Annotated in this window: 20 protein-coding genes; 12 read left to right on the top strand and 8 right to left on the bottom strand. The window is 68.0% G+C overall.

Features of this window, described 5'->3' with window-relative positions; genetic code table 11:
• Positions 1–23: 23 nt before the first annotated feature.
• Entirely contained in the window at positions 24–1,148 is a 1,125-nt protein-coding gene (locus ACWPV3_RS04450; RefSeq protein ID WP_453977002.1) for a DNA cytosine methyltransferase, read from the bottom strand.
• A 119-nt stretch (positions 1,149–1,267) separates the two neighbouring features.
• Here ACWPV3_RS04450 and ACWPV3_RS04445 point away from each other — a divergent pair, with 119 nt between their 5' ends.
• Entirely contained in the window at positions 1,268–1,711 is a 444-nt protein-coding gene (locus tag ACWPV3_RS04445; protein ID WP_453977001.1) for a COG3650 family protein, read from the top strand.
• Between the two features lie 21 nt (positions 1,712–1,732).
• On the opposite strand, the gene ACWPV3_RS04440 is transcribed toward ACWPV3_RS04445, so the two are convergent.
• Positions 1,733–2,488, bottom strand: coding sequence for a LytTR family DNA-binding domain-containing protein (locus ACWPV3_RS04440; protein ID WP_453977000.1), 756 nt, complete (start codon positions 2,486–2,488; stop codon positions 1,733–1,735).
• Positions 2,489–2,644: 156 nt separating this feature from the next.
• Between ACWPV3_RS04440 and ACWPV3_RS04435 the strand changes: the two genes are divergently transcribed.
• Entirely contained in the window at positions 2,645–3,169 is a 525-nt protein-coding gene (locus tag ACWPV3_RS04435) for a DUF2306 domain-containing protein (RefSeq protein ID WP_453976999.1), read from the top strand.
• Positions 3,170–3,177: 8 nt separating this feature from the next.
• Here the strand turns inward: ACWPV3_RS04435 and ACWPV3_RS04430 are convergent, their stop codons facing one another.
• Positions 3,178–3,939, bottom strand: a complete 762-nt coding sequence (locus ACWPV3_RS04430; protein WP_312734642.1) for a TetR/AcrR family transcriptional regulator — start codon at positions 3,937–3,939, stop codon at positions 3,178–3,180.
• A 197-nt stretch (positions 3,940–4,136) separates the two neighbouring features.
• On the opposite strand from ACWPV3_RS04430, the gene ACWPV3_RS04425 reads away from it, so the two are divergent.
• The 8 genes from ACWPV3_RS04425 to ACWPV3_RS04390 all read left to right on the top strand — a co-directional run bounded on the left by ACWPV3_RS04425 (position 4,137) and on the right by ACWPV3_RS04390 (position 16,280).
• On the top strand, positions 4,137–6,365 hold the full coding sequence (locus tag ACWPV3_RS04425; protein ID WP_453976998.1) for a TonB-dependent receptor: 2,229 nt from the start codon (positions 4,137–4,139) through the stop codon (positions 6,363–6,365).
• A gap of 147 nt (positions 6,366–6,512) precedes the next feature.
• Positions 6,513–8,045 (top strand): spinster family MFS transporter, encoded by a 1,533-nt coding sequence (locus ACWPV3_RS04420; protein WP_453976997.1) that lies wholly within the window; start codon positions 6,513–6,515, stop codon positions 8,043–8,045.
• A gap of 84 nt (positions 8,046–8,129) precedes the next feature.
• Positions 8,130–9,320, top strand: coding sequence for an ADP-forming succinate--CoA ligase subunit beta (gene sucC, locus ACWPV3_RS04415; protein WP_453976996.1), 1,191 nt, complete (start codon positions 8,130–8,132; stop codon positions 9,318–9,320).
• Between the two features lie 46 nt (positions 9,321–9,366).
• A complete protein-coding gene (sucD, locus tag ACWPV3_RS04410) occupies positions 9,367–10,269 on the top strand; it encodes a succinate--CoA ligase subunit alpha (protein WP_292086193.1) in 903 nt (300 codons plus the stop codon).
• Between the two features lie 257 nt (positions 10,270–10,526).
• Positions 10,527–13,535 (top strand): 2-oxoglutarate dehydrogenase E1 component, encoded by a 3,009-nt coding sequence (locus ACWPV3_RS04405; protein WP_453976995.1) that lies wholly within the window; start codon positions 10,527–10,529, stop codon positions 13,533–13,535.
• Between the two features lie 40 nt (positions 13,536–13,575).
• On the top strand, positions 13,576–15,102 hold the full coding sequence (gene odhB / locus ACWPV3_RS04400) for a 2-oxoglutarate dehydrogenase complex dihydrolipoyllysine-residue succinyltransferase (RefSeq protein WP_453976994.1): 1,527 nt from the start codon (positions 13,576–13,578) through the stop codon (positions 15,100–15,102).
• A 60-nt stretch (positions 15,103–15,162) separates the two neighbouring features.
• Positions 15,163–15,786, top strand: coding sequence for a glutathione S-transferase family protein (locus tag ACWPV3_RS04395; RefSeq protein WP_453976993.1), 624 nt, complete (start codon positions 15,163–15,165; stop codon positions 15,784–15,786).
• Between the two features lie 155 nt (positions 15,787–15,941).
• A complete protein-coding gene (locus tag ACWPV3_RS04390; protein ID WP_292086198.1) occupies positions 15,942–16,280 on the top strand; it encodes a hypothetical protein in 339 nt (112 codons plus the stop codon).
• Between the two features lie 4 nt (positions 16,281–16,284).
• Here the strand turns inward: ACWPV3_RS04390 and prfA are convergent, their stop codons facing one another.
• Positions 16,285–17,352 (bottom strand): peptide chain release factor 1, encoded by a 1,068-nt coding sequence (gene prfA / locus ACWPV3_RS04385; RefSeq protein WP_453976992.1) that lies wholly within the window; start codon positions 17,350–17,352, stop codon positions 16,285–16,287.
• A 181-nt stretch (positions 17,353–17,533) separates the two neighbouring features.
• Here prfA and ACWPV3_RS04380 point away from each other — a divergent pair, with 181 nt between their 5' ends.
• Entirely contained in the window at positions 17,534–18,169 is a 636-nt protein-coding gene (locus tag ACWPV3_RS04380; RefSeq protein ID WP_453976991.1) for a response regulator, read from the top strand.
• Positions 18,170–18,173: 4 nt separating this feature from the next.
• A complete protein-coding gene (locus tag ACWPV3_RS04375; protein ID WP_453976990.1) occupies positions 18,174–18,950 on the top strand; it encodes a sulfite exporter TauE/SafE family protein in 777 nt (258 codons plus the stop codon).
• A 59-nt stretch (positions 18,951–19,009) separates the two neighbouring features.
• Here the strand turns inward: ACWPV3_RS04375 and ACWPV3_RS04370 are convergent, their stop codons facing one another.
• The 4 genes from ACWPV3_RS04370 to ACWPV3_RS04355 all read right to left on the bottom strand — a co-directional run bounded on the left by ACWPV3_RS04370 (position 19,010) and on the right by ACWPV3_RS04355 (position 22,456).
• Positions 19,010–19,537 carry a YajG family lipoprotein gene (locus tag ACWPV3_RS04370; RefSeq protein WP_313453719.1) on the bottom strand — a complete coding sequence of 176 codons (528 nt, stop codon included), beginning with the start codon at positions 19,535–19,537 and terminating at the stop codon, positions 19,010–19,012.
• A 2-nt stretch (positions 19,538–19,539) separates the two neighbouring features.
• On the bottom strand, positions 19,540–20,010 hold the full coding sequence (locus ACWPV3_RS04365) for a PEGA domain-containing protein (RefSeq protein ID WP_453976989.1): 471 nt from the start codon (positions 20,008–20,010) through the stop codon (positions 19,540–19,542).
• Positions 20,011–20,149: 139 nt separating this feature from the next.
• Complete coding sequence (gene ispG / locus ACWPV3_RS04360; protein WP_453976988.1) at positions 20,150–21,286, bottom strand: flavodoxin-dependent (E)-4-hydroxy-3-methylbut-2-enyl-diphosphate synthase; 1,137 nt, start codon at positions 21,284–21,286, stop codon at positions 20,150–20,152.
• A gap of 48 nt (positions 21,287–21,334) precedes the next feature.
• Positions 21,335–22,456, bottom strand: coding sequence for a helix-turn-helix domain-containing protein (locus tag ACWPV3_RS04355; protein WP_453976987.1), 1,122 nt, complete (start codon positions 22,454–22,456; stop codon positions 21,335–21,337).
• Positions 22,457–22,615 lie beyond the last annotated feature (159 nt).

Below are 22,615 nucleotides of genomic sequence, written 5' to 3'. Positions count from 1 at the left end.
TCTCGCCGGGCTGAACCTGGAATTCAGGCGGCGGCGCGACGCGGGCTGAGGACGGGCGACAACAGCCCCTCGGTCAAGGCGCGCACCACCGGCACGGCGACCGCATCGCCCATCAGCTTCAGCGCAGCGCTCTCGCTGGCCGGCAGGCGATAGTCGTCCGGCAGCCCCATCAGACGCGCCGCCTCGCGTCCGGTCAGACGACGCACCCGCGCCAGGCCGTGGTCGCAGACCACGACATATTGGCGCGAAGAGCCGCCGGCCGGGGTGCGCAGGCAGCCGGCCAGGCCGTCGAACCGCACCTCCAGCCGCTGAACCTTGACGCCGTTCTCGACCCGCACCCGGCGATAGGCGGCCCCCACCTGACGCCGCCCCGAGGCCAGGGCCTGGTCGATCCGGGCCCGGTGGGCGGGGGCGGCCAAGGCCAGGATCGCCTGGGGATCATCCAGCCATTCCGCCGCCTCGTCAGGCTCCAGAACGGCGGCGAGATCCAGGTTGCGCTTGGGCGGGCCCGGCAGCGACCACCAGGCCCAGGCGTCGCGCACCGTCTGGGGCAGGCGAGCCTGGGCGGCGACCAGACGCGACGAATGGAAGGGCGCGGTCGGACCGGACGCCTCTGGCCCTTCGCCCTTGATCGCCACCACGAACAGGCGCGGACGCGACTGGGGCAGCCAGAAGGCGGCGTCCATCTCGAGCGCCCCTACACGATAACCGGCCTGGACCATGGCGGCGCAGACGGCGGCGAAGTCACGCCCCTGGCCCGAGGTCAAAAGGCCGATGACGTTTTCCAGCACGACGACGCGCGGCGCCCGCCCTTGACCCTCCAAGCCCTGCATCAGTCGCCAGAAGCCCCAGAAGGCGCCGGAACGCCCGGCCTCCAACCCCCCTCGCGCCCCGGCCAGGCTGACGTCCTGACAAGGAGACGACGCCCAGGCCAGATCGGGTCGCCCCGGCAGATCCTCCAGCGTCAGGGACCAGACATCGCCCTGGCGAAAGGGAATCTGCGGATGGTTGGCGACGAAGGCGCGCGCCTTGGCCGGATCCATGTCGTTAGCGAAAACGGTGTCGATCCCGGCGGCGCCCGCCGAAAGCCCCAGCCCCGCCAGGCCGCCGCCGGCGAAGAATTCATAGGCGGTGGGGCGAATCGTCATGGGGCCAGCATAACCCAGCCCCGGCATAACACAGCCCGGCCCTTGACCACGGCCTGACGCGCCCACACTTGCGGCGGGTTCCGGATAGCCGCCTCCCCCAGAAGTAAGAGAGACCGCCGATGCGTCTGATCCTGCCCGTCCTGATCGCCGGCGTCGCCCTGGCCGGCTGCTATGACCGCAAGGAGGTCAAGCCCAAGACCGCCGCCGAGCCCCAGGCCGCCGCCGTCCTGGGCGGGGTCGATCTGGGTCAGCCCGTGCGCGCGCTGGGGACCGAGCCGTTCTGGAGCGTGGAGATCACCCCCGACGCCCTGATCTATACGCGCGTCGACCAGCCCGAGCAGCGCGCGCCCAACCACGGCGCGACCATCCAAGGGACGGTGGCGACCTACGCCACCTCGACCAATCTGCAACAGGCACTGAACGTCATGTTGATCGCCACGGAATGTTCGGACGGCATGAGCGACCGGGTGTACCCGTTAACGGCGCGGGTCGAGATCGGCGACGACACCCTGACGGGCTGCGCCGCCTCCAAATCGGCGATCATGGTGCAGCCGGCGCCCTGAGCTCCCCCGCGCGCCGTCCCCTCACCACCAGTCGGCTTCGCGCAGGGCGCGGGCGTAACGGCGGCTGACGGGCGCGCGCAGGCCGCCCTCCAGCGTCAGGACGGCGCGGCCGTCGCCGCGTTCGACGCCGCGCACCGCCTCGCGCGCCACCCACCAGCTGCGGTGCGTCTGAGCCCCCTCCAGACCCTCCAGCTCCTCGACCGCGTCGGACAGGCGCATCAGGATCAGGTCCGATCCCCTGTCGGTGTGCAGGCGCAGATAGTGGTCCTCGGCCTGAACGGCGTGGAGCGTCGCCCCCCTCAGCCGGGCGGGCAGGCGTTGCAGGAACCGGGCGGGCCCAGGATGGACCGGATCGGCGTGGGTCTGGACCGGTTCGGCCCGCCCGAGAAAGACGTTCACCGTCGTGATCGCGGCCGTCACGATCAGCACGGGAACGAACAACTGCGGCAAGCTCGCCACCGAATAGAGGCGATGGGCGAAAAACAGGCCCGTGGCGGCCCAGACCACGATGCTGAGCGGACCTGTGATCACCGCCGTCAACGCGGCGACGGCCAGCCAGGGTCGCTCGTCCGCATCGACGAAGCGGCCGACCGCCATGCCGCAGACATGCCCCCACAAACCGCCGATCACCATGACCAGAACCCAGTAGACCAGCCGTTGCGGCAGAGGCGCGCCGACGCTGCCGAAAGCGCCGGTGATCGCCAGGAAGACGCCGCCCGACACCGCCACGACCAGACCTCTGAGAAAACGGCGACGTTCGGCGGGGTGGGTGAGCATGTGGGCTTTCGACGACAAGGATCAGTCGCCGTGAAATCATGTTTTCCTGCCGGGCGAAAGCAGCGCGTGCGTTCACGAAGCCGACGCGGTCGTTGACGAAGGGCCTCTGGCGCCGAACGGCGCGCCAGCCAAGGACCACAGGGCAAGGAGACGCCCATGACCCACTTCACCCGCCTTCGCCACCTCGCCCCCTCAGCCCTAGCGCTGTTTCTGCTCGGCGCGCCGCTCGCCTTCTATATGGCCCGGCACGGCGTCGGTCTGACGCGGGAGGGGTTCGCCTTGCACGCTCCGGATTGGACGCGTCTCCAGGATGCGCCCGCCGTGATCCAGCTCCATCTGGCGGCCGCCCTGGTCGCCCTGGCGATCGGCGTCATTCTGCTGACGGGCGTGAAGGGAACCCGTCGGCACCGCATTCTGGGTTGGACCTGGGTGCTGGCCATGGCGACGACGGCGATCAGCTCCTTCTTCATTCACCAGATCAATCCGGGCGGCCTGTCGCTGATCCACGCCCTCAGCGGTTGGACGCTGGTCGGCCTGCCGATGGCGGTCCATGCGGCGCGCCGCCATCGCGTAGAGGCGCATCGTCGGGCCATGACGGGCATGTTCGTCGGCGGGCTGGTCGTGGCGGGCCTGCTTACCTTCCTGCCCGGACGACTGCTGTGGGCGGTTTTCTTCGCCTAGTCCTGGGCCTAGTCCTGGTCGCCTTGCCGGCCGTCCATTCCGGCGACGGCGCGGAAGCCGGCGGCGGCGAAACGGACCATATAGTCGCCGGCCGTCTGCAGATCGCCGGATCGGGCCAGACCGTTGGACAACCGGTCCAGACGCCCCGTCTCGCCCAGGGTCAGGGTCAGGGCGCCCGACAGATTGTGATAGGCCCAATAGAGATCGACCTGGCTGGCCTCGGGCAAGACGCGCGCGATCAGGGCGATCAGCCGGTGAATGGCCGGGTCGAAATAGCGGGCCATGGTCTCGCCGCCGAAACTGGGATTGGCGTTGGTCTGGGCCACCAGGGCGGCGTAGTGTTTCCAGCCCGGTCCGCCTTTCAGCGACCAGTCGAAAGGCGGACGCAGGAAGGCCTCCAGCAGGCCCTCCAGCGTCATGGCCTCGCCCGCCGCCTCGGCGTAGCGGTCAATGGCGGCCACCCGCTCGTCGTTCCACACCTGGGCGCGACGCAGAAAGACGGCGTCGAACAGGTCGCGCTTGGCCCCGAAATAATAGTGGACCAGGGCCGTATCGACCCCCGCCTCGCGCGCCACTTCGCGGATGGTGACGCCGTAGAAGCCGTGTTTGGAGAACAGGTCCTCGGCCGCATCCAGGATCAGGTCGCGCGTCTCGACGGCGGCGCCGGCGCGCGCCTTTGACGGACGGCCGCGTCTGGCGGGGGCGGCGCTGTCGGCCTTGCGGCGAGCGGCGGCGACGGGACGGGACGGGACGGTCTCGGACTTGGTCATGACCCGACGCTAGAGCCTGATCCACGCCGTGGAAAGCGTTCGCCGCTGATGCAAGCGCGACACGCTGCGGCGTCCGCATGACGTCACGGAAAGGTCAAGGTTTGACAGCGGGGCCAATCCAGTCCACTCATCGTGAAAATCATTGAACGCTGAATAAAAGCGTCAACGGGCTGGAAAACGACAAAGGGGTCACGATCATGAATCGTCATGTGAAGTACGCGCTGCTGGCCGGCGCGGCGTGGGGCGTTATGGCGGGGGCTTCGGCCGCCCAGGACACGGAGGCTGCGGCTCAGGCGGCCAACGCCAACCAGGACACGGCGACCGTCGACGACATCGTCGTCACCGCCCGCCGCCGCGACGAACAGCTGAAGGACGTGCCGGTCGCGGTTTCGGCCCTGAGCGCCGAACGCCTGGAACAGACGGGCGCGGTCAACATCACCGCCCTGCAGCAACAGACGCCGAACGCCACGGTGCAGGTCGCGCGGGGCTCCAACTCCACCCTGATCAGCTTTATCCGCGGCGTGGGCCAGCAGGACCCGCTGTGGGGCTTCGAGCCGGGCGTGGGCCTGTATGTCGACGACGTCTATGTGGCGCGTCCGCAGGGCGCCGTGCTGGACATCTTCGACATCCAGCGCATCGAAGTGCTGCGCGGCCCGCAAGGCACCCTCTACGGCCGCAACACCATCGGCGGCGCGATCAAATACGTCACCAAGCGTCTGGGTCGTGATCCCAGCCTGACCGCCCGCGCCGAACTGGGCAGCTACAACGAGCAGAACTTCCTGCTGTCGGGCTCGATCCCCGTGGGCGACACCTTCGCGATCGGCGCGGCCGTGGCGACCTACAACCACGACGGCTACGGCAAGAACCTGAACACCGGCCAGGACCAGTACGACAAGGACGTCACCGCCTATCGCGCCAGCGCGGAATGGACGCCGAACGACAACCTGTTCTTCCGCCTGGCCTGGGATCGGGTGGAAGACGACTCCAGCCCCCGTCACGGCCACCGCGAAGTCACCTCCTCGGACGGCCTGTGGACGCCGCCGGCCGGCAAGTACGACACCTACGCCGGCATCACCGGCGAGCAGAAGGTGGTGACGGAGGGCGTCGCCCTGACCGGCGAATACCGCGTCAACGACATGCTGACCCTGAAATCGATCAGCGCCTATCGCACCGGGGACACGCACACGGTCATCGACTTCGACCAGACGCCCAACCCGACCCTGGACGTGCCGGCCATCTATAACGACCGCCAGTTCACCCAGGAGTTCCAGGCCCTGCTGACCGGCGAACGCTGGTCCGGCGTGGCGGGCGTCTTCTATCTGGACGGCAAGTCCTCGGGCGCCTTCGACACCATCGCGGGCAATCTGGGTCTGGCTATCGCCGCCGCCGGTTCGGTGGACACCAAGTCCTTCTCGATCTTCGGCGACTTCAGCTACGACCTGACCGACCGCCTGCACCTGTCGCTGGGCGGCCGCTACACCCGCGACGACAAGGACGGATCGGTCCTGCGCCTGTTCTATCTGGGCGCCACGCCGACGCCCTATACCGGCGGGGTCAATCGGCCGATCTTCGCCACGCGCACCAACTATGCCGCGTCCAAGACCTTCGAGAAGTTCACGCCGCGCGTCAGCGTATCCTACGACTTCAGCGAGGCCGTCACCGGCTACGCCTCGATCAGCCAGGGCTTCAAGTCGGGCGGCTGGGACATGCGCGGCGACGCCGCCCTGGTGCCCCAGACGGTCAACGGCTATCAGCCCGAGACGGTCACCACCTATGAGCTGGGCCTGAAGGGATCGGCCTTCGACCGTCGCATGAACTTCGCCTCGGCGATCTTCTATTCTGACTACAAGGACCAGCAGATCACGACCCAGCAGGTGGCCACGCCGCCCGCCGTCGGCATCGCCTCGGTCGTCGACAACGCCGGCGCCTCGACCATCTACGGCTTCGAGCTGGAAGGGTCGGCCTATCTGACCAACGACATCTCGGCCAACTTCTCGCTGGGCTATCTGAAGAACGAGTTCGACAAGTTCGTCACCCTGGTGACGGGTTCGCCGGTCGACATCTCGGATCAGCGCAAGCCGCAGAATTCCCCGGAATGGTCGGCCTACTACGGCATGACCTGGCGCGGCGACATCCTGGGCGGCGAGATCCGCGTCACCCCGTCGCTGTCCTACCGTTCGGACTACCATCTGTTCGACGCGCCCGATCCCATCCTGGATCAGAAGGGCTATGTCCTGGCCGACGCTGCGGTCGTCTGGACTGCGCCCAGCAAGCGGTGGGAAGTGGGTCTGTTCGGCCGCAACCTGACCGACGTCCGCTACAAGGTCGGCGGCTACAGCTTCCCCGGCGCGACCTATAACAACTCGATCAGCGCCTTCTACGGCCCGCCGACCACCTATTCGGCGCGCCTGACCTACCGCTTCTGATCGCGACAAAAGACGCCTGATGCGAGGGGCGGCGGTCTCCGGGCCGCCGCCCTTCGTGCTTTCGGACCCGGCTTGGCAGGCCCTGCGGCTTGCGGCTAGGCTCGCTCCAAACATGACGCGCCGAAAGGCCGCCCAAGGGAAACGCCGATGACCTCCGACGTGACGACCGACGCCCCGTCCCGGACGCCCGACCGACCCGGCTACCGCTTCTATGTGCTGGCGGTGCTGATCCTGATCTATATGCTGAACTTCCTGGATCGGCAGATCATCGGCATCCTGGCTGCGCCGCTGAAGGCCGAGTTCGGCATGTCCGACAGCCAGTTCGGCCTGTTGGGCGGCATCGCCTTCGCCTCGGTCTATTCAACCCTGGCCATTCCCCTGGCCTGGATGGCGGATCGGTTCAGCCGGGTCTGGATCATGACCGGGGCGCTCGCCATCTGGTCGGGCTTCACCGCCCTGTGCGGCATGGCGGGATCGTTCGGGCAGTTGTTCCTGTGCCGGATGGGCGTCGGCGTCGGCGAGGCGGGCGGGGTGGCCCCGGCCTATTCGCTGATCGCCGACTATTTCCCGCCGCATCAGCGGGCGCGGGCCATGGCGGCCTTCGCCTTCGGCATTCCGCTGGGCATGGCGGCGGGCACCCTGGTCGGCGGCCTGCTGGCCGCGACCTATGGCTGGCGTACGGCCTTCATCGTGGTCGGCCTGTTGGGCCTGCTGGTCGCGCCGCTGCTGCGCCTGACGGTGCGCGATCCCCGGCGCGGCGGAATGGATGTGGTCAAGACCCAGGCCGTAGAGGCCGCGCCGACCTTGGCCCCCGCCCCCGCTCCCGCAGGCGCGGATCGCGCCGGCCGGATCGCCGCCCAGATCATGCTGGGTCTGGGCGCCGGGCTGCTGGTTCTGGCCGGCGTCAGTTGGCTGATGGGGACGTCGCTGGGCAATCCGCTGGTGCTGGGCTTCGGCGGGCTGCTGGCGGTGGTGATCGGAGTGTCGCTGATGATCGCGCGGCGCACGGCCTCGGTGGTGGTCAAAAAGCCCAGCTTCTGGCTGCTGGCCCTGGGCGCGGCCTCGTCGTCGGTGTGCGGCTATGGCGTCGCCGGCTGGTTGCCGCTGTTCTTCATGCGCAGCTTCGACCTGACCCTGAAACAGACCAGCGTCTATTACGCCGGCATCGCCCTGATCGGCGGCCTGCTGGGCATCTGGCTGGGCGGCACGATCGCCGACAAACTGTCCAAGAAGGGCAAGGGCGCCTATCCGCTGACGCCCGCCATCGCCTTTCTGATCTCGGCGCCCTGCTTCATCCTGGCGATGAACTCGCCGTGGCTCATCGGTCTGGTTCTGCCGGGCGGCGGCAGCCACGTTCAGCAGCTGACCCTGGCCTTCTTCATCTTCCTACTGCCCACGGGTCTGAACCTGGCCTGGCTGGGTCCGATCACGGCGGCGGTGCAGCATCTGGTTCCGGCGGCCATGCGTTCGACGGCCTCGGCCCTGTTCCTGCTGATCAACAATCTGCTCGGGATCGCGGTGGGCTTCTACTACTTCGGCTGGATGAGCGACCTTCTGGCGCCGCGCTTCGGCGACGAGAGCCTGCGCTGGGCCATCTACACCGGCATGGGCTTCTATGTGCTGGCGGCGATCCTGCTCGTGGGAGCCTCGCGCACGCTCAAGCGGGACTGGGTGGACTAAAACGCAGCCTGTGGACGGTTGCACCTGCGAAGGGACGGGGCCTATAAGCCCCGCAACTTTCCCAGCAGATCGCGGCGGTCCCTCATGAACATTCACGAATATCAGGCCAAGCAGGTCCTCAAGGCCTACGGGGCCCCGGTCGCGGACGGCGTCGCCATCACCTCGGCCGACCAGGCTGAAGCCGCCGCCAAGCGGCTGCCTGGCCCGCTCTACGTCGTGAAGTCGCAGATCCACGCCGGCGGACGCGGCAAGGGCAAGTTCAAGGAACTGCCGGCCGACGCCAAGGGCGGCGTGCGCCTGGCCTTCTCGATCGAGGAAGCCGTCGCCCACGCCAAGGAAATGCTGGGCAACACCCTGGTCACCGCCCAGACGGGCGAGGCCGGCAAGCAGGTCAACCGCCTCTACATCGAAGACGGCGCCGACATCGATCGTGAACTGTACTGCTCGCTGCTGGTCGACCGCTCGGTCGGCCGCGTGGCCTTCGTCGTCTCGACCGAGGGCGGCATGGACATCGAGGCCGTCGCCCACGACACGCCCGAGAAGATCCACACCATCGCCATCGACCCGGAAGCCGGCGTGACCGACGCCGACGTGTCCGCCATCTCCAAGGCCCTGGAACTGACCGGCGACGCCGCCGAGGACGCCAAGTCCCTGTTCCCTATCCTGTACAAGGCCTTCGTCGAGAAGGACATGGACCTCCTGGAGATCAACCCGCTGATCGTCATGAAGAACGGCCGCCTGCGCGTGCTGGACGCCAAGGTCAGCTTCGACGGCAACGCCCTGTTCCGCCACGAGGACATCAAGGCCCTGCGCGACGAGACGGAAGAAGACGCCAAGGAGATCGAGGCCTCCAAGTGGGACCTGGCCTATGTCGCCCTGGACGGCAACATCGGCTGCATGGTCAACGGCGCCGGCCTGGCCATGGCGACCATGGACATCATCAAGCTGTACGGCAAGGAGCCCGCCAACTTCTGCGACGTCGGCGGCGGCGCCGGCAAGGACAAGGTGGCGGCAGCCTTCAAGATCATCACCGCCGACCCCAAGGTCGAAGGCATCCTGGTCAACATCTTCGGCGGCATCATGAAGTGCGACGTCATCGCCGAAGGCGTGGTCGCGGCCGTCAAGGAAGTGGGCCTGAAGGTGCCGCTGGTGGTGCGTCTGGAAGGCACCAACGCCGAACTGGGCAAGAAAATCCTGAACGAGTCGGGCCTGACCATCCAGGCGGCCGACGATCTGGACGACGCCGCCCAGAAGATCGTCGCGGCGGTCGCGTAAGCGCCGCTATCGCCCAGCAGACACACAGAATTCAGAGCACAGACACATGTCCATCCTCGTCAACAAAGACACCAAGATCCTGGTGCAGGGCCTGACCGGCAAGACCGGCGGCTTCCACACCGAACAGGCCCTGGCCTACTACAACACCAAGATGGTCGGCGGCGTGCACCCGGCCAAGGGCGGCCAGACCTGGACCGGCTCGCACGGCGAAACCCTGCCGATCTTCGCCTCGGTCGCCGAAGGCAAGGAAGCCACCGGCGCCGACGCCACGGTGATCTACGTCCCGCCGGCAGGCGCGGCCGACGCCATCATCGAGGCCATCGAGGCCGAAATCCCCTTCATCACCTGCATCACCGAAGGTATTCCGGTGTTGGACATGGTGCGCGTCAAGGCGCGCCTGGATCGCTCCAACTCGCGCCTGCTGGGCCCGAACTGCCCAGGCGTCCTGACCCCGGAAGAGTGTAAGATCGGCATCATGCCGGGCAACATCTTCAAGAAGGGCAACGTCGGCATCGTGTCGCGTTCGGGCACCCTGACCTATGAGGCCGTGTTCCAGACCTCGAACGAGGGCCTGGGCCAGACGACGGCCGTCGGCATCGGCGGCGACCCCGTCAAGGGCACCGAATTCATCGACGTGCTGGAGATGTTCCTGGCCGACGACGCCACGGAATCCATCATCATGATCGGCGAAATCGGCGGCTCGGCCGAAGAGGACGCCGCCCAGTTCCTGATCGACGAAGCCAAGAAGGGCCGCAAGAAGCCGATGGCCGGCTTCATCGCGGGCCGCACCGCGCCCAAGGGCCGCACCATGGGCCACGCCGGCGCCGTCGTCTCGGGCGGCAAGGGCGATGCGGAATCCAAGATCGCGGCCATGGAATCGGCCGGCATCAAGGTCTCGCCATCGCCCGCGCGCCTCGGCACGACCCTGGTGGAAGTGCTGAAGGGCTGAGAAGGCCGGGCCGGCTCCCTCTCCTACGAGAGGGGAAGCGGTTCTTTCGCGCGGCTTCCACGCATTGAAAATGCCGCCTCCGGCGGGGATCAGCGCCCTCGGCTTCGGCCGGGGGCGTTTTTTCTGGCCCCTGCGACCAAATTCTTACCCAAATGCCCCCTTTCGGCCATGACCCATTAGGAAAGCGGGCCTATATGACGGGCGCGCCCTTCACGGAGATGTGTCCGGCTGGGCTCCAGAGACGAGACGAGAGAACCATGGCGGACGATGCCGGTCGGCTGAACCAGGTCTTTGCCGAGACCTCCTTCCTGTACGGGTCCAATGCGGCCTATGTGGAGGAGCTCCAGGAGAAGTGGGCGCGCGATCCCGCTTCGGTCTCTCCGGAATGGAAGGCCTTCTTCGACCAGTTGCGCGACAACGCCGCCAGCGTGACCGCAGCGGCCGAGGCCGGCGGCTGGGGCCGCGGCGTGGCGACCGATCCCACCGAGGAGACCGGCGTTTTCGACGGCCGCTGGCCTGCTCCCAAGCCCGACCCCAAGAAGCCCGGCGCGCCCGCACCCGCCAAGGCCGCGCCAGCCGCCGACGCCTCGCCCGAGGCCATTCGCGCCGCCGCACACGATTCCATCCGCGCCCTGATGCTGATCCGCGCCTATCGCGTGCGCGGCCACCTTCAGGCCAACCTGGACCCGCTGGGCATTGAACAGCCGGTCGAGAACCCTGAACTTACGCCGGAATTCTATGGCTTCTCCGGCGCCGATCTGGACCGGCCGATCTACCTCGACGGCGTGCTGGGCCTGCAGACGGGCACGATCCGCGAGGTGCTGGCGATCCTGAAGCGCACCTACTGCGGCAATATCGGCATCCAGTACATGCATATCGCCGAGCCGGAGGAGAAGTCCTGGCTTCAGGAACGGTTCGAGGGACCGGACAAGTTCGAGGCCAACGCCTTCACCAAGGAAGGCAAGATCGCCATCCTGAACAAGCTGATCGAGGCCGAAGGCTTCGAACGCTTCCTGCACAAGCGTTTCCCCGGCACCAAGCGGTTCGGCCTGGACGGCGGCGAGGCCATGGTCCCGGCCTTGGAACAGGTCATCAAGCGCGGCGGCAATCTGGGTGTCGATGAAGTCGTTCTGGGCATGGCCCACCGCGGCCGCCTGAACGTGCTCGCCGCCGTGATGGGCAAGCCCTACAAGGTCATCTTCCACGAGTTCCAGGGCGGCTCGGCCGTGCCTAGCGACATCGAGGGTTCGGGCGACGTCAAATACCACATGGGCGCCTCGTCCAACCGCGAATTCGACGGCAACCACGTCCACCTGTCGCTGACCGCCAATCCGTCGCACCTCGAGATCGTCAACCCGGTCGTGCTGGGCAAGGCGCGCGCCAAACAGGCGTTCGACATCCGCGAGGCCAACGCGGGCGTGCCCGAGGGCCAATGGGCGCTGGACCGCTCCAAGGTCGTGCCGCTGCTGATCCACGGCGACGCCGCCTTCGCGGGTCAGGGCGTGGTGGCCGAATGTTTCGCCCTGATGGGGCTGAAGGGCTATCGCACCGGCGGCACCCTGCATTTCGTCATCAACAACCAGATCGGCTTCACCACCAGCCCGCGCAACTCGCGCTCCTCGCCCTATCCGTCGGATGTGGCGTTGATGGTCCAGGCGCCGATCTTCCATGTCAACGGCGACGATCCCGAGGCGGTCGTCTTCGCCGCCAAGGTGGCCACCGAATACCGGCAGAAGTTCCACAAGGACGTGGTGGTGGACATGTTCTGCTACCGCCGCTTCGGCCACAACGAAGGCGACGACCCCACCTTCACCCAGCCGCTGATGTATTCGAAGATTCGCGCCCAGGCTTCGACCCGCGAACTGTATTCGCAGCGCCTGATCGCCGAGGGCGTGATCACCCAGGCCGAGATCGACGCCGAACTGACCCGGTTCGAGACCTTCCTCGACGAACAGTTCGAGGCCGGCAAGTCCTGGAAGGCCGACAAGGCCGACTGGCTGGACGGCCAGTGGAAGGGCCTGCAGGCGCCCAAGGAAGAGGCGCGCGGCGACACCGCCGTTCCCCTGTCCAAGCTGAAGGACCTGGGCCATCGCCTGACGACCATTCCGAACAACGTCGACATGCACAAGACGTTGAAGCGGGTCATCGACGGCCGCCGCGAGGCCATCGACAGCGGCCAGGGCCTGGATTGGGCCACCGCCGAGAGCCTGGCCTTCGCCTCCCTGCTGGACGAGAACTTCCCCGTTCGCCTGTCCGGCCAGGATTCGGTGCGCGGCACCTTCTCCCAGCGTCATTCGGGCGTCATCGACCAGACCACCGAAGAGCGGTACGTCCCGCTGAACAACCTGCGCGAAGGCCAGGCCAATTTCGAGGTGATCGATTCGGCCCTGTCCGAAGAGGCGGTGCTGGGCTTCGAATACGGCTACTCCCTGGCCGACCCCAATACGCTGGTCATGTGGGAAGCCCAATTCGGCGACTTCGTGAACGGCGCCCAGGTGGTGATCGACCAGTTCATCAGTTCCGGCGAACGCAAGTGGCTGCGGATGAGCGGCCTGACCATGCTGCTGCCGCACGGCTATGAGGGCCAGGGACCGGAACACTCCTCGGCCCGTCTGGAGCGGTTCCTGCAGGCCTGCGCCGAGGACAATATGCAGGTCGCCAACTGCACCACCCCGGCCAACTACTTCCACATCCTGCGCCGCCAGATGCACCGGTCGTTCAGGAAGCCGCTGATTCTGATGACGCCCAAGTCGCTGCTGCGTCACAAGAAGGCGGTGTCCAGCCTGGCGGACCTGGCGGAGGGTTCGTCCTTCCACCGCGTCCTGCACGACGACGCCCAGACCCGTCCCGACGTGGCCGGGATCAAGATCAAGGCGGACAAGGACATTCGTCGCGTCATCCTGTGCTCGGGCAAGGTCTATTACGACCTGCTGGACGTGCGCGAGAAGAAGGCCAAGGACGGTCAGGCGGTGGACGACGTCTACATCCTGCGTCTGGAACAGTTCTATCCGTGGCCGATGCAGTCGCTCCGCAAGGAGTTGGCGCGTTTCCCCAACGCCGAACTGGTCTGGTGCCAGGAAGAGCCGCGCAACATGGGCGGCTGGACCTTCGTCGATCCGTGGTTGGAGATCACGCTGGACAAGCTGGACGTCAAGGCCAAGCGCGCCCGCTACGTCGGCCGCCCCGGTTCGGCCTCGACCGCCGCCGGCCTGATGAGCCGTCACCTGAAGGAACTCGAAAGCTTCACCAACGAAGCCTTCGCCTGATACACCTAGACGCCTGAAATAAGAGACAGCTGGACCCGACATGGCCGACATCCTGACCCCCGCCCTCGGTGAATCCGTCACCGAAGCCACCATCGCCAAATGGACCAAGAAGGTCGGCGACGCGGTCAAGAAGGACGAACTGCTCGTCGAGCTTGAAACCGACAAGGTCTCGCTGGAAGTCGTGGCGCCCGCCAACGGCGTCCTGGCCGACATCAAGGCCGCCGAGGGCGACACCGTCGTGCCGGGAACCGTTCTGGGCGTGGTGAGCGAGGGCGCGGCCGCCGCCGCTCCCGCCGCCCCTAAGGCCGCCGCGCCGAAGGGCGAAGCCAAGGCCGCCCCGGCCGCTGCTGCGAGCGCCATCGACATCACCGTGCCGGTGATGGGCGAAAGCGTCGCCGAAGGCTCCATTGGCAAGTGGCTCAAGAAATCGGGCGATGCGGTCAAGAAGGACGAACTGCTGGTCGAGATCGAGACCGACAAGGTCGCGGTCGAGGTTTCGGCCCCCGCCGACGGCGTCCTGACCATCGCCGCCGACGAAGGCGCGACCGTCACCCCGGGCCAGAAGATCGGTTCGGTTTCGGGATCTGGGGCCGGCGCGGCCCCCGCCGCTGCTCCGGCTCCGGCCGCTGCGGCGCCGGCCAACACCGGCTCTGCTCAGGTTTCTGGCCAGGTTTCGGGCGCCAGGAACGACGCCCTGTCGCCGGCCGTCCAGCGCGTGGTCGCCGAAAACAACCTGGACCCCAAGGCCATCGCCGCCACGGGCCCCAAGGGCAACATCACCAAGGGCGACGCCATCGCCGCCATCGGCCAGGCCTCGGCTCCGGCCCCTGTCGCCGCTGCTGCGCCTGCCGCGCCGCGCGCCCTGGCCCCACGCGAGGAGCGGGTGAAGATGACGCGCCTGCGTCAGACCATCGCCCGCCGCCTGAAGGAATCGCAGAACACGGCCGCCCAGCTGACCACCTTCAACGAGGTGGACATGACCAACATCATGGCCCTGCGCGCCCAGTACAAGGACGCCTTCGAGAAGCGCCACGGGGTGAAGCTGGGCTTCATGTCCTTCTTCACCAAGGCGGTGGTCGCGGCCCTGCACGAAATCCCGGCCGTCAACGCCGAGATCGACGGCACGGACATCATCTACAAGAACCATTACGACATCGGCGTCGCCGTCGGCACCGACAAGGGTCTGGTGGTTCCGGTCCTGCGCGACGCCGACACCCTGACCCTGGCCGGGATCGAGAAGGGCATCGCCGCCCTGGGCAAGGCCGCCCGTGACGGCTCGCTGACCATGGATCAGATGCAGGGCGGCACCTTCACCATCACTAACGGCGGCACCTATGGCTCGCTGATGTCGACGCCGATCCTGAATGCGCCGCAGTCGGGCATCCTGGGCATGCACAACATCGTCCAGCGCCCGATGGCCATCAACGGCGAGGTCAAGATTCGCCCGATGATGTATCTGGCCCTCAGCTACGACCACCGCATCGTGGACGGCAAGGAGGCGGTCACATTCCTGGTCCGCGTCAAGGAACTGCTGGAAGACCCGCAGCGGGCCCTGTTGGACCTGTAAATAACGAAGGGGCGGCCGATCAGGCCGCCCCTTTTTCGTTCTCGCAAAGAGGGTCCGCCGATGCTGACGCTGCACACCGCGCCCCGCTCCTGCAGCCGCGCCAGCCATATCGCGCTGGAGGAGGCGGGGCTGGACTATCAGGCCCGCTACGTCGACTTCGCTCGCGGCGATCAGCGCCAGCCCGAGTTCCTGGCGATCAATCCCAAGGGGCGCGTGCCCGCCCTGGTCACAGATCGCGGCGTCCTGACCGAGGGACCGGCCATCCTGGCCTATGTCGCCGCCCTGGCGCCCGAAGCCAGGCTGGCGCCGACCGATCCATTCGACTTCGCCCGGATGCAGGCCTTCAACCTCTATCTGGCCACCACCATCCATGTCGCCCACGCTCACGGCCGACGCGCCGCCCGCTGGAGCGACGACCCCGCCGCCCAGGCCAGCATGGCCGCCAAGGTCAGCGAGAACATGAGCGCGGGCTTCGACCTGATCGAGGCAGGGCTGGATGGCGAATGGGTGATGGGCGACGCCTATTCGGTCGCCGATCCCTATCTGTTCGTCTTCTCGGGCTGGTTGGCCGGCGACGGCGTGGACATCGCCCGGTTCCCCAAGGTCGCGGATCATTTCCAGCGTATGGCCCGGCGTCCCGCCGTCCAGCGCGTCCTGGCCTGGGAGGCCGCGCGAGCGGACTGAAAAACCAACGGTTGTGTCTTTCCGGCGTCGGTCAGGGTACGATCATCAGCCAAGTTTGATTTATCGCATTTCGCACCGCCCGATTTCATGGCCATATTCTCGCCATGGAGTGGGCAGCGCGCGCGATCGGGGTGTTTTACGTCTTGGGCGGACTGATGCTCCTGTATCAAGCCTGGCTTAACTGGCGCCTCCAGCAGGCCCTGTCGCACCTGGTCTCCACCTCCTTCAACGACCAGCTGGCGGATGGCGTGATCGCGCTGGGCGGTCTTATGGTCCTGGCCTCGGGCCTGGCGCTGGCGGCGCTCAGCGCCTGGGCGGTCATCGCGTTTTCGGCGGGCTGGGCGATACAGGCGGCCTATCTGCTGTGGGCCAATCGTTCGAACCTGGACGATCCACCAGCCGCCGGACGCCGCCGGGCGGTTCACGCCTTCGCCGGCTACACCGCCGCGACGGCCCTGGTCCTGCTGCTGCCGCTGACCGGCGTGCTGGACTGACGCCTCAGCCGAACTCGGCTTCCAGATCGGCGAGGCGCGCGGCCTGATCCTCGGCGATCAGGGCGTTCAGCAGAGGATCGATCTCGCCTTCCAGTATCTGCGGCAGGCTGTGCAGGGTCAGGCCGATCCTGTGGTCCGTCACCCGCCCCTGCGGGAAGTTGTAGGTGCGGATGCGTTCGGAACGGTCGCCCGATCCCACCTGCGACTTGCGCGAGTCGGCGCGGGCCAGATCCTTGGCCTGACGCTGCATGTCGTACAGCCGCACCCGCAGATTCTTCATCGCCTTGTCGCGGTTCACGTGCTGCGACTTCTCAGACGAGGTGACGACGATGCCCGTGGGCAGGTGGGTGATCCGCACAGCCGAATCGGTCTTGTTGACGTGCTGGCCGCCGGCGCCCGAACTCCGGAAGGTGTCGATGCGGATGTCCTGGTCGCGGATCTCGATCTCGACGTCCTCGACCTCGGGGAGGACGGCGACGGTGGCCGCCGAGGTGTGGATGCGTCCGCCCGCCTCGGTGGTCGGCACGCGCTGGACCCGATGCACCCCGCTTTCGAACTTCAGCCGGCCGAAGACGCCGTCGCCGGTCACGGTGGCGACGATCTCCTTGAAGCCGCCGGCGTCGCCTTCGGACACGCTGTCGATCTCGACCCGCCAGCCGCGCGTCGCGGCATAGCGCGAATACATCCGAAACAGGTCGCCGGCGAACAGGGCCGCCTCGTCCCCGCCGGTGCCGGCGCGCACTTCCAGAACGGCAGAGGCGTTCTCGTCCGCATCGCGCGGCGCCAGCAGCAAGGCCACCTGCCGTTCCAGCTCGGGCAGGCGGTCGGTCAGGGCGCGAAGCTCGTCCTCGGCCATGGCCGCCATTTCGGGATCGGCCGTCATCGCCTCCAGATCCGCCATCTCGGCGCGGACGCGCGCCAGGCCCTGAACGGCGTCGGCGACGGGCTTCAGTTCGGCGTGCTCCTTGGACAGACGCACGATCTCGGCCCCGTCGGTCGCCGCGCCCATGCGGGCTTCGACCTCATGGAAACGGTCGAGCACCTGATCGAGACGGGCCTGGGGCAGTCGCAAGAGGAAGACATCCTGAGGGAGATGGAGTGAGGGGCGTCCTTACCCGGCGCAGATGCGCCTGTCGATTGCGGGCGCGCCGTCGAGCCGATGGTCAACTTTTGGTCACGATGGCGTCAGGCGCGGTGACGGATCGCCCCTGGACCGTTTAGCTGACGCCCAGCCACCGCCCAGGAGGACATCCATGTTCGATCGCCCCCATTCGTCCGTCGGTTCCGACACAGGCCCCGATCAGATCGCCGTCGCCGACAGCGTCGAGCGGCTGTGCCGCCTGTATGACGATCGCCTGGCCCAGGCGAGCCAGACCCTGTCGCCGCGCGACCTGCAGGAGTTGAACGCCCTGGCCGCCGTCTACGACCTGGACATCCAGCGGCCGGCGCGGGAGGTCTGGCGCGACCTGCGGGCCGTCCTGGTGCGTCAGGCGCCGGTTGCGGGCGAACGGGCGACGAGCCCCGAAGGCCAGGCCCTGACCCTGCTGGTGGTGGAGGACGACCCGGACGCGGCCGCCTCCCTGACCGAACTGCTCGGCGAGGCGGGCCACAACGTCATCGGACCGTTTCACAGCGCCGCGGCGGCCGAGGCGGCGGCGGCCCTGCACGACATCGACGCGGCCCTGCTGGACATCAATCTGTCGGATCGGATGACGGGGGTGGATCTGGCCCGCACCCTGCGCGACCGCTGGGCCGTGCGGGTCATCTTCACCTCCGGCGACGTGGCGGCGGCGGCGCGCCATGCCGATCTGGCCGAGGCGCTTTTGCTGAAGCCCTACAACGGCGCCCAGATACTGGAGGTCGTGGATCGCCTGGCCGCCAAGGCCTGACCGGATGGAAGACTTCCTGCTGTTTCTGGTGGTGGGTTTCCTGGCCCAGATGGTCGATGGCGCCCTGGGCATGGCCTATGGGGTCATCTCCTCCACCGTCCTGTTGTCGTTCGGGGTGCCGCCGGCGACGGCGTCCGCCAGCGTCCACGCCGCGGAAGTCTTCACCACCGCCGCCTCGGCCGGGTCGCACACGGTCAACAAGAACGTGAACTGGAAGCTGTTCGCCCCCCTGGCCCTGGGCGGCGTTGTCGGCGGGGGCGCGGGCGCCTTCCTGCTGACCAGCATCGACGGCGACGCCATCCGACCCTGGATCACCGCCTATCTGGCGATCATGGGCCTGGTCATCATCTGGCGCGCGACGCGACAGACGCGCGAGCGGCTGTTTCCCCGCCGCTTCGCCGGGCCGCTGGGCCTGGCCGGCGGCTTCTTCGACGCCATCGGCGGCGGCGGCTGGGGGCCGACCGTCACCACCACCCTGGTGGGGTCGGGCCAGGACCCGCGCGTGTCGATCGGCACCACCAATACGGCCGAGTTCTTCGTCACCTCGGCGGTGTCGGCCACCTTCCTGGTCGCCCTGCTGACGGGCCACTGGCAGGAGGCGGAGGGCATCGCCACCCACGCCACGGCGGTGGCGGGCCTGGTGCTGGGCGGCCTGGTCGCCGCGCCCTTCGCCGGGATCATCGCCCGCATCGCACCGCGCCGGGCCTTGACCTATGGCGTCGGGGCCGTCGTCCTGCTGTCGGCCGGCTACCAGGCGCTGCGACTGTTCAAGCTGATCTGACAAGCCAGCGGCGCCGGACCCGAAGACCCGACGCCGCCCTGGTTCGGCATCCGGTCAGCTTACCGCGCGCGGGCGCGGAAGCGCGTCAGGAAGGTCTTGATGTTCTCGCGGATCGAGGCTTCGTTGGCCATGCGCAGTCGCTCGGTCGCCAGCAGGGACTGGCCCATGGAAGCCGTGCCCGTGGCGGCCACCGTCTCGTCGAACAGGACCCGCTCGGCGCGCGTGACCGTATAGCGGACCTGGCTGATCACCGACAGGTCGAAGCCCGCCAACGGCTGTTTCAGGTCGATCAGGGACGCCGAAACCGTCATCGGCTGACCCTCCGTTCCCATATAGCCGGCGGCGGCGAGCGAGTTCTCCAGCGCGGTCTTGAAGTCGGCGTTGGAGACCTGGGAGGTCCAAAGCGGATTGGTGCCTTGCCCGCCCGAGACGGTCACGGTGGTGACGGCGTGATAGCCCAGGTCGCCCGATGAGGCGGTCAGGCCCGGCGTGGCGGGCAGGGTCATCAGGGCCGGGTTGGACGGGCTGGCGCAGGCGGCCAGGCCCATCAGGGCGACGACGGCCGCGCCGACGGCGAGACGGCGCATCCTCAGCGCGTCCCCGCCGGGGCGGGCGCGACCGGCGCCGGCGTCCGCGCCGCCGCCGCTTCCTCGGCCGGGGTGCGCAGCGTCACCGTCAGCGGATTGGGCTTCAGATCGTTGAGGGCCCCTGAGGTGGCGTCCACCGCCCCGCCGATCAGGCCGCCGACCAGGACGTTGCCGGCCAGGGCCGCGCCGCCCGCGCCGGACATGCTGCTGGTCACTTCCACGGTCTGGGAGACGTAGCCGTCCTTGGACACGGTCACGTTGAACCCGTCCTTGCGCGACATGCGGAAGGTGCAGGGGGTCGAGACGCACTCGAAGCCGTTCGAGGTGGTGACGTGCGCGCCGGGCGGGGTGCTCTCGACGGTGAATTGCTGGGTGGTGCCGCGCGTCATCGTGGCGCAAGCCGGCACGGAAAGCGCCACGCCGACGAGCGCGAGCGCACGCACGCCGAAGCGCACGACAGTCTTGGAAATCATGGAAGCCCCATATCAGAACGACCCGCCTCCCCGACGGGTCTAAAGCGTAGGTTGCATAGCGGCGGTACGCGCGTCAATCACGGATCGGTGACGCTTGACCGCCAGGACGACCGCCACGGTGCGGCGGCTTGTCGCAGGGCTATTCCGCCGCCTGGACCGGGGCGGCGCGGGCGGCGGTCAGTTCGGCGGCCTTCTGTTCGACCAGGTCGACGATGTGGTCGATCATGCCGTCGTTGGCCTGTTTGTGGGCGATCTTGCCGTTCAGATAGATCATGCCCGCCCCCTTGCCGCCGCCGGTGAAGCCGATGTCGGTGTAGAGGGCCTCGCCGGGTCCGTTCACCACGCAGCCGATCACAGACAGGCTCATCGGCGTGGAGATATGGGCCAGCTTCTCTTCCAGCAGGGCCACGGTCTCGATGACGTTGAACCCCTGGCGCGCGCAGGACGGGCAGGCGATGATGTTGACGCCCCGGTGACGCAGGCCCAGCGATTTCAGGATGTCGAAGCCGACCTTGATCTCCTCGACCGGATCGGCGGCCAGGGACACGCGGATGGTGTCGCCGATACCGGCCCACAGCATCGACCCCAGGCCGATGGCCGACTTGATCGTGCCGGTGCGCAAGGGTCCCGCCTCGGTCACGCCCAGGTGCAGGGGGCAGTCGATAGCCTCGGCCAGCTGCTGATAGGCGGCGACGGTCAGGAAGGGGTCGGACGCCTTCACCGAAATCTTGAACTCGTGGAAGTCGTGGTCCTGCAGGATGCGGGCGTGATTCAGGGCGCTTTCGACCATGGCGTCGGGGCAGGGCTCGCCGTATTTTTCCAGCAGTTCCTTTTCCAGCGAGCCGGCGTTGACGCCGATCCGCATCGAACAGCCGTTGTCCTTGGCCGCCTGGATGACTTCGCGCACCCGGTCCGCGCTGCCGATGTTGCCGGGATTGATGCGCAGGCAGGCGGCGCCCGCCTGGGCCGCCTCTATGCCGCGCCTGTAATGGAAATGGATGTCGGCGACCAAGGGGACCTTGGCCTCGCGCGCGATGGTCCTGAAAGCGGCGGTCGAGTCCTCGTCCGGGCAGGAGACGCGGACGATGTCGGCCCCCGCCTCTTCCAGCTGGCGGATCTGGTCGATCGTCGCGGCGGCGTCGGACGTCGGCGTATTGGTCATCGACTGGACGCTGATCGGGGCGTCGCCGCCCACCAGAACGGAGCCGACGCGGATCTGGCGGCTCTTGCGGCGCTCGATATGGCGCCAGGGGCGGACGTGGGTATGGTCGCTCATCGGGTGCTCATATAGGCCGAGGATGACGGCGGGACCACGGCGGACCGATCAGTTGGGCGCGGAAACGGGCGCGACGGGAGGCGGCGTCGCAGCCGAGGGCGGCGCAGGCGACGGCGCGGCCGCCGGGACGCGGGCGGCGGCCTGGGCCTGCGCTTGAGCCTGGGCCTGGGCGCGCGCCTGGGCCTCGGCCAACTGACGGGTCGCCTGGCCCGCGCGGGCGTTCAACTGCGCCAGCGGCGTCAGAACGGCCGGCAGGGGCCCGCCGTATTCGCCGTTCAGATACACGTCGAAGGCGGCCGGGTCGGAGACGTCGATGGTCGCCGCAGCCGCCAGGGGCGCGCGCCACGCCTCTCCGGCGGCCATCTGACGGGCGAACAGCGCCTGACCGTCGCCGATACGGACCACGAGCGCGCCGGGCTTGCGGGCCTGGATCACCACCTGGGAGGCGTTGGCCGGCGCCCCATAGACGGCGCCGCGCGGATTGAACGCCTTCTGCACCGGCGCCTGGTCCTTGGCGGCGGCCAAGGCGGCCATGGCCTCGGGATCGGCGGGATCGACCCCGGCCAGCTGAGCCTCCAGGCCCGGGGTGACATAGAGGGCTGGGGTCGTCTGGTCGGGCGGGGCGGCCCTGGGCGCGCCCAGGGCGATCGGCGCGCCGTCGGCGCGGGCGCGCCAGGCGTCGGGCACGGCGGCGATGTCGGAGGCGCGAGGGGCGCGCAGCAGGCTGATACGCTGAAACACGTTCCAGCCGATCACGGCCAGAACCACGACGGCGATCCCGGCGACGATGCGCGGCGACTGGCGCTTCATGTCCTCGAAGGCGATGCCGACGGGCGGCTTCAGCGGCGTGGTGGTGTCGGGACTTTCGCGCTTGAACCGCTCCACCGCCGACTGCTCGTCCAGGCCCAGGGCGGCGGCGTAGGCGCGGACATAGCCGATGGCGAAGACGCGCGACGGCAGGGACGACCAGTCATTCTGCTCCAGGGCGGTCAGGAAGCGGCGGTGGACCTTGGTCTCGGCGGCCAGTTCGGCCAGGGACTTGCCCGAACGGTCGCGCGCCGTGCGCAGGCCCTCGCCCAGGGTCGCGGCCGCGTCGAGGACATGACCCATGTCCTGTCCGTCCGAAGAAGCCTGCGACTGGTCGGGACCCGATCCCGCTGACAGCGTCATGACGCCTGGTTCCCTATGCCTGCTGGCATTGATCCGGACACGCCAGGGCGGCCGATCCATTGCGCCCTAGTAGAGGATGGCTCGCCCCGCTTCAACCGACGCCTGAGGCCCGGCGACGATGGACGGTCGGACAGGCGAAAAACAGAGTCCGAACAGTCC

The organism is Brevundimonas sp. Marseille-Q4549 (assembly GCF_976940555.1).
This window is presented reverse-complemented; position numbering and strand designations above follow the sequence as displayed.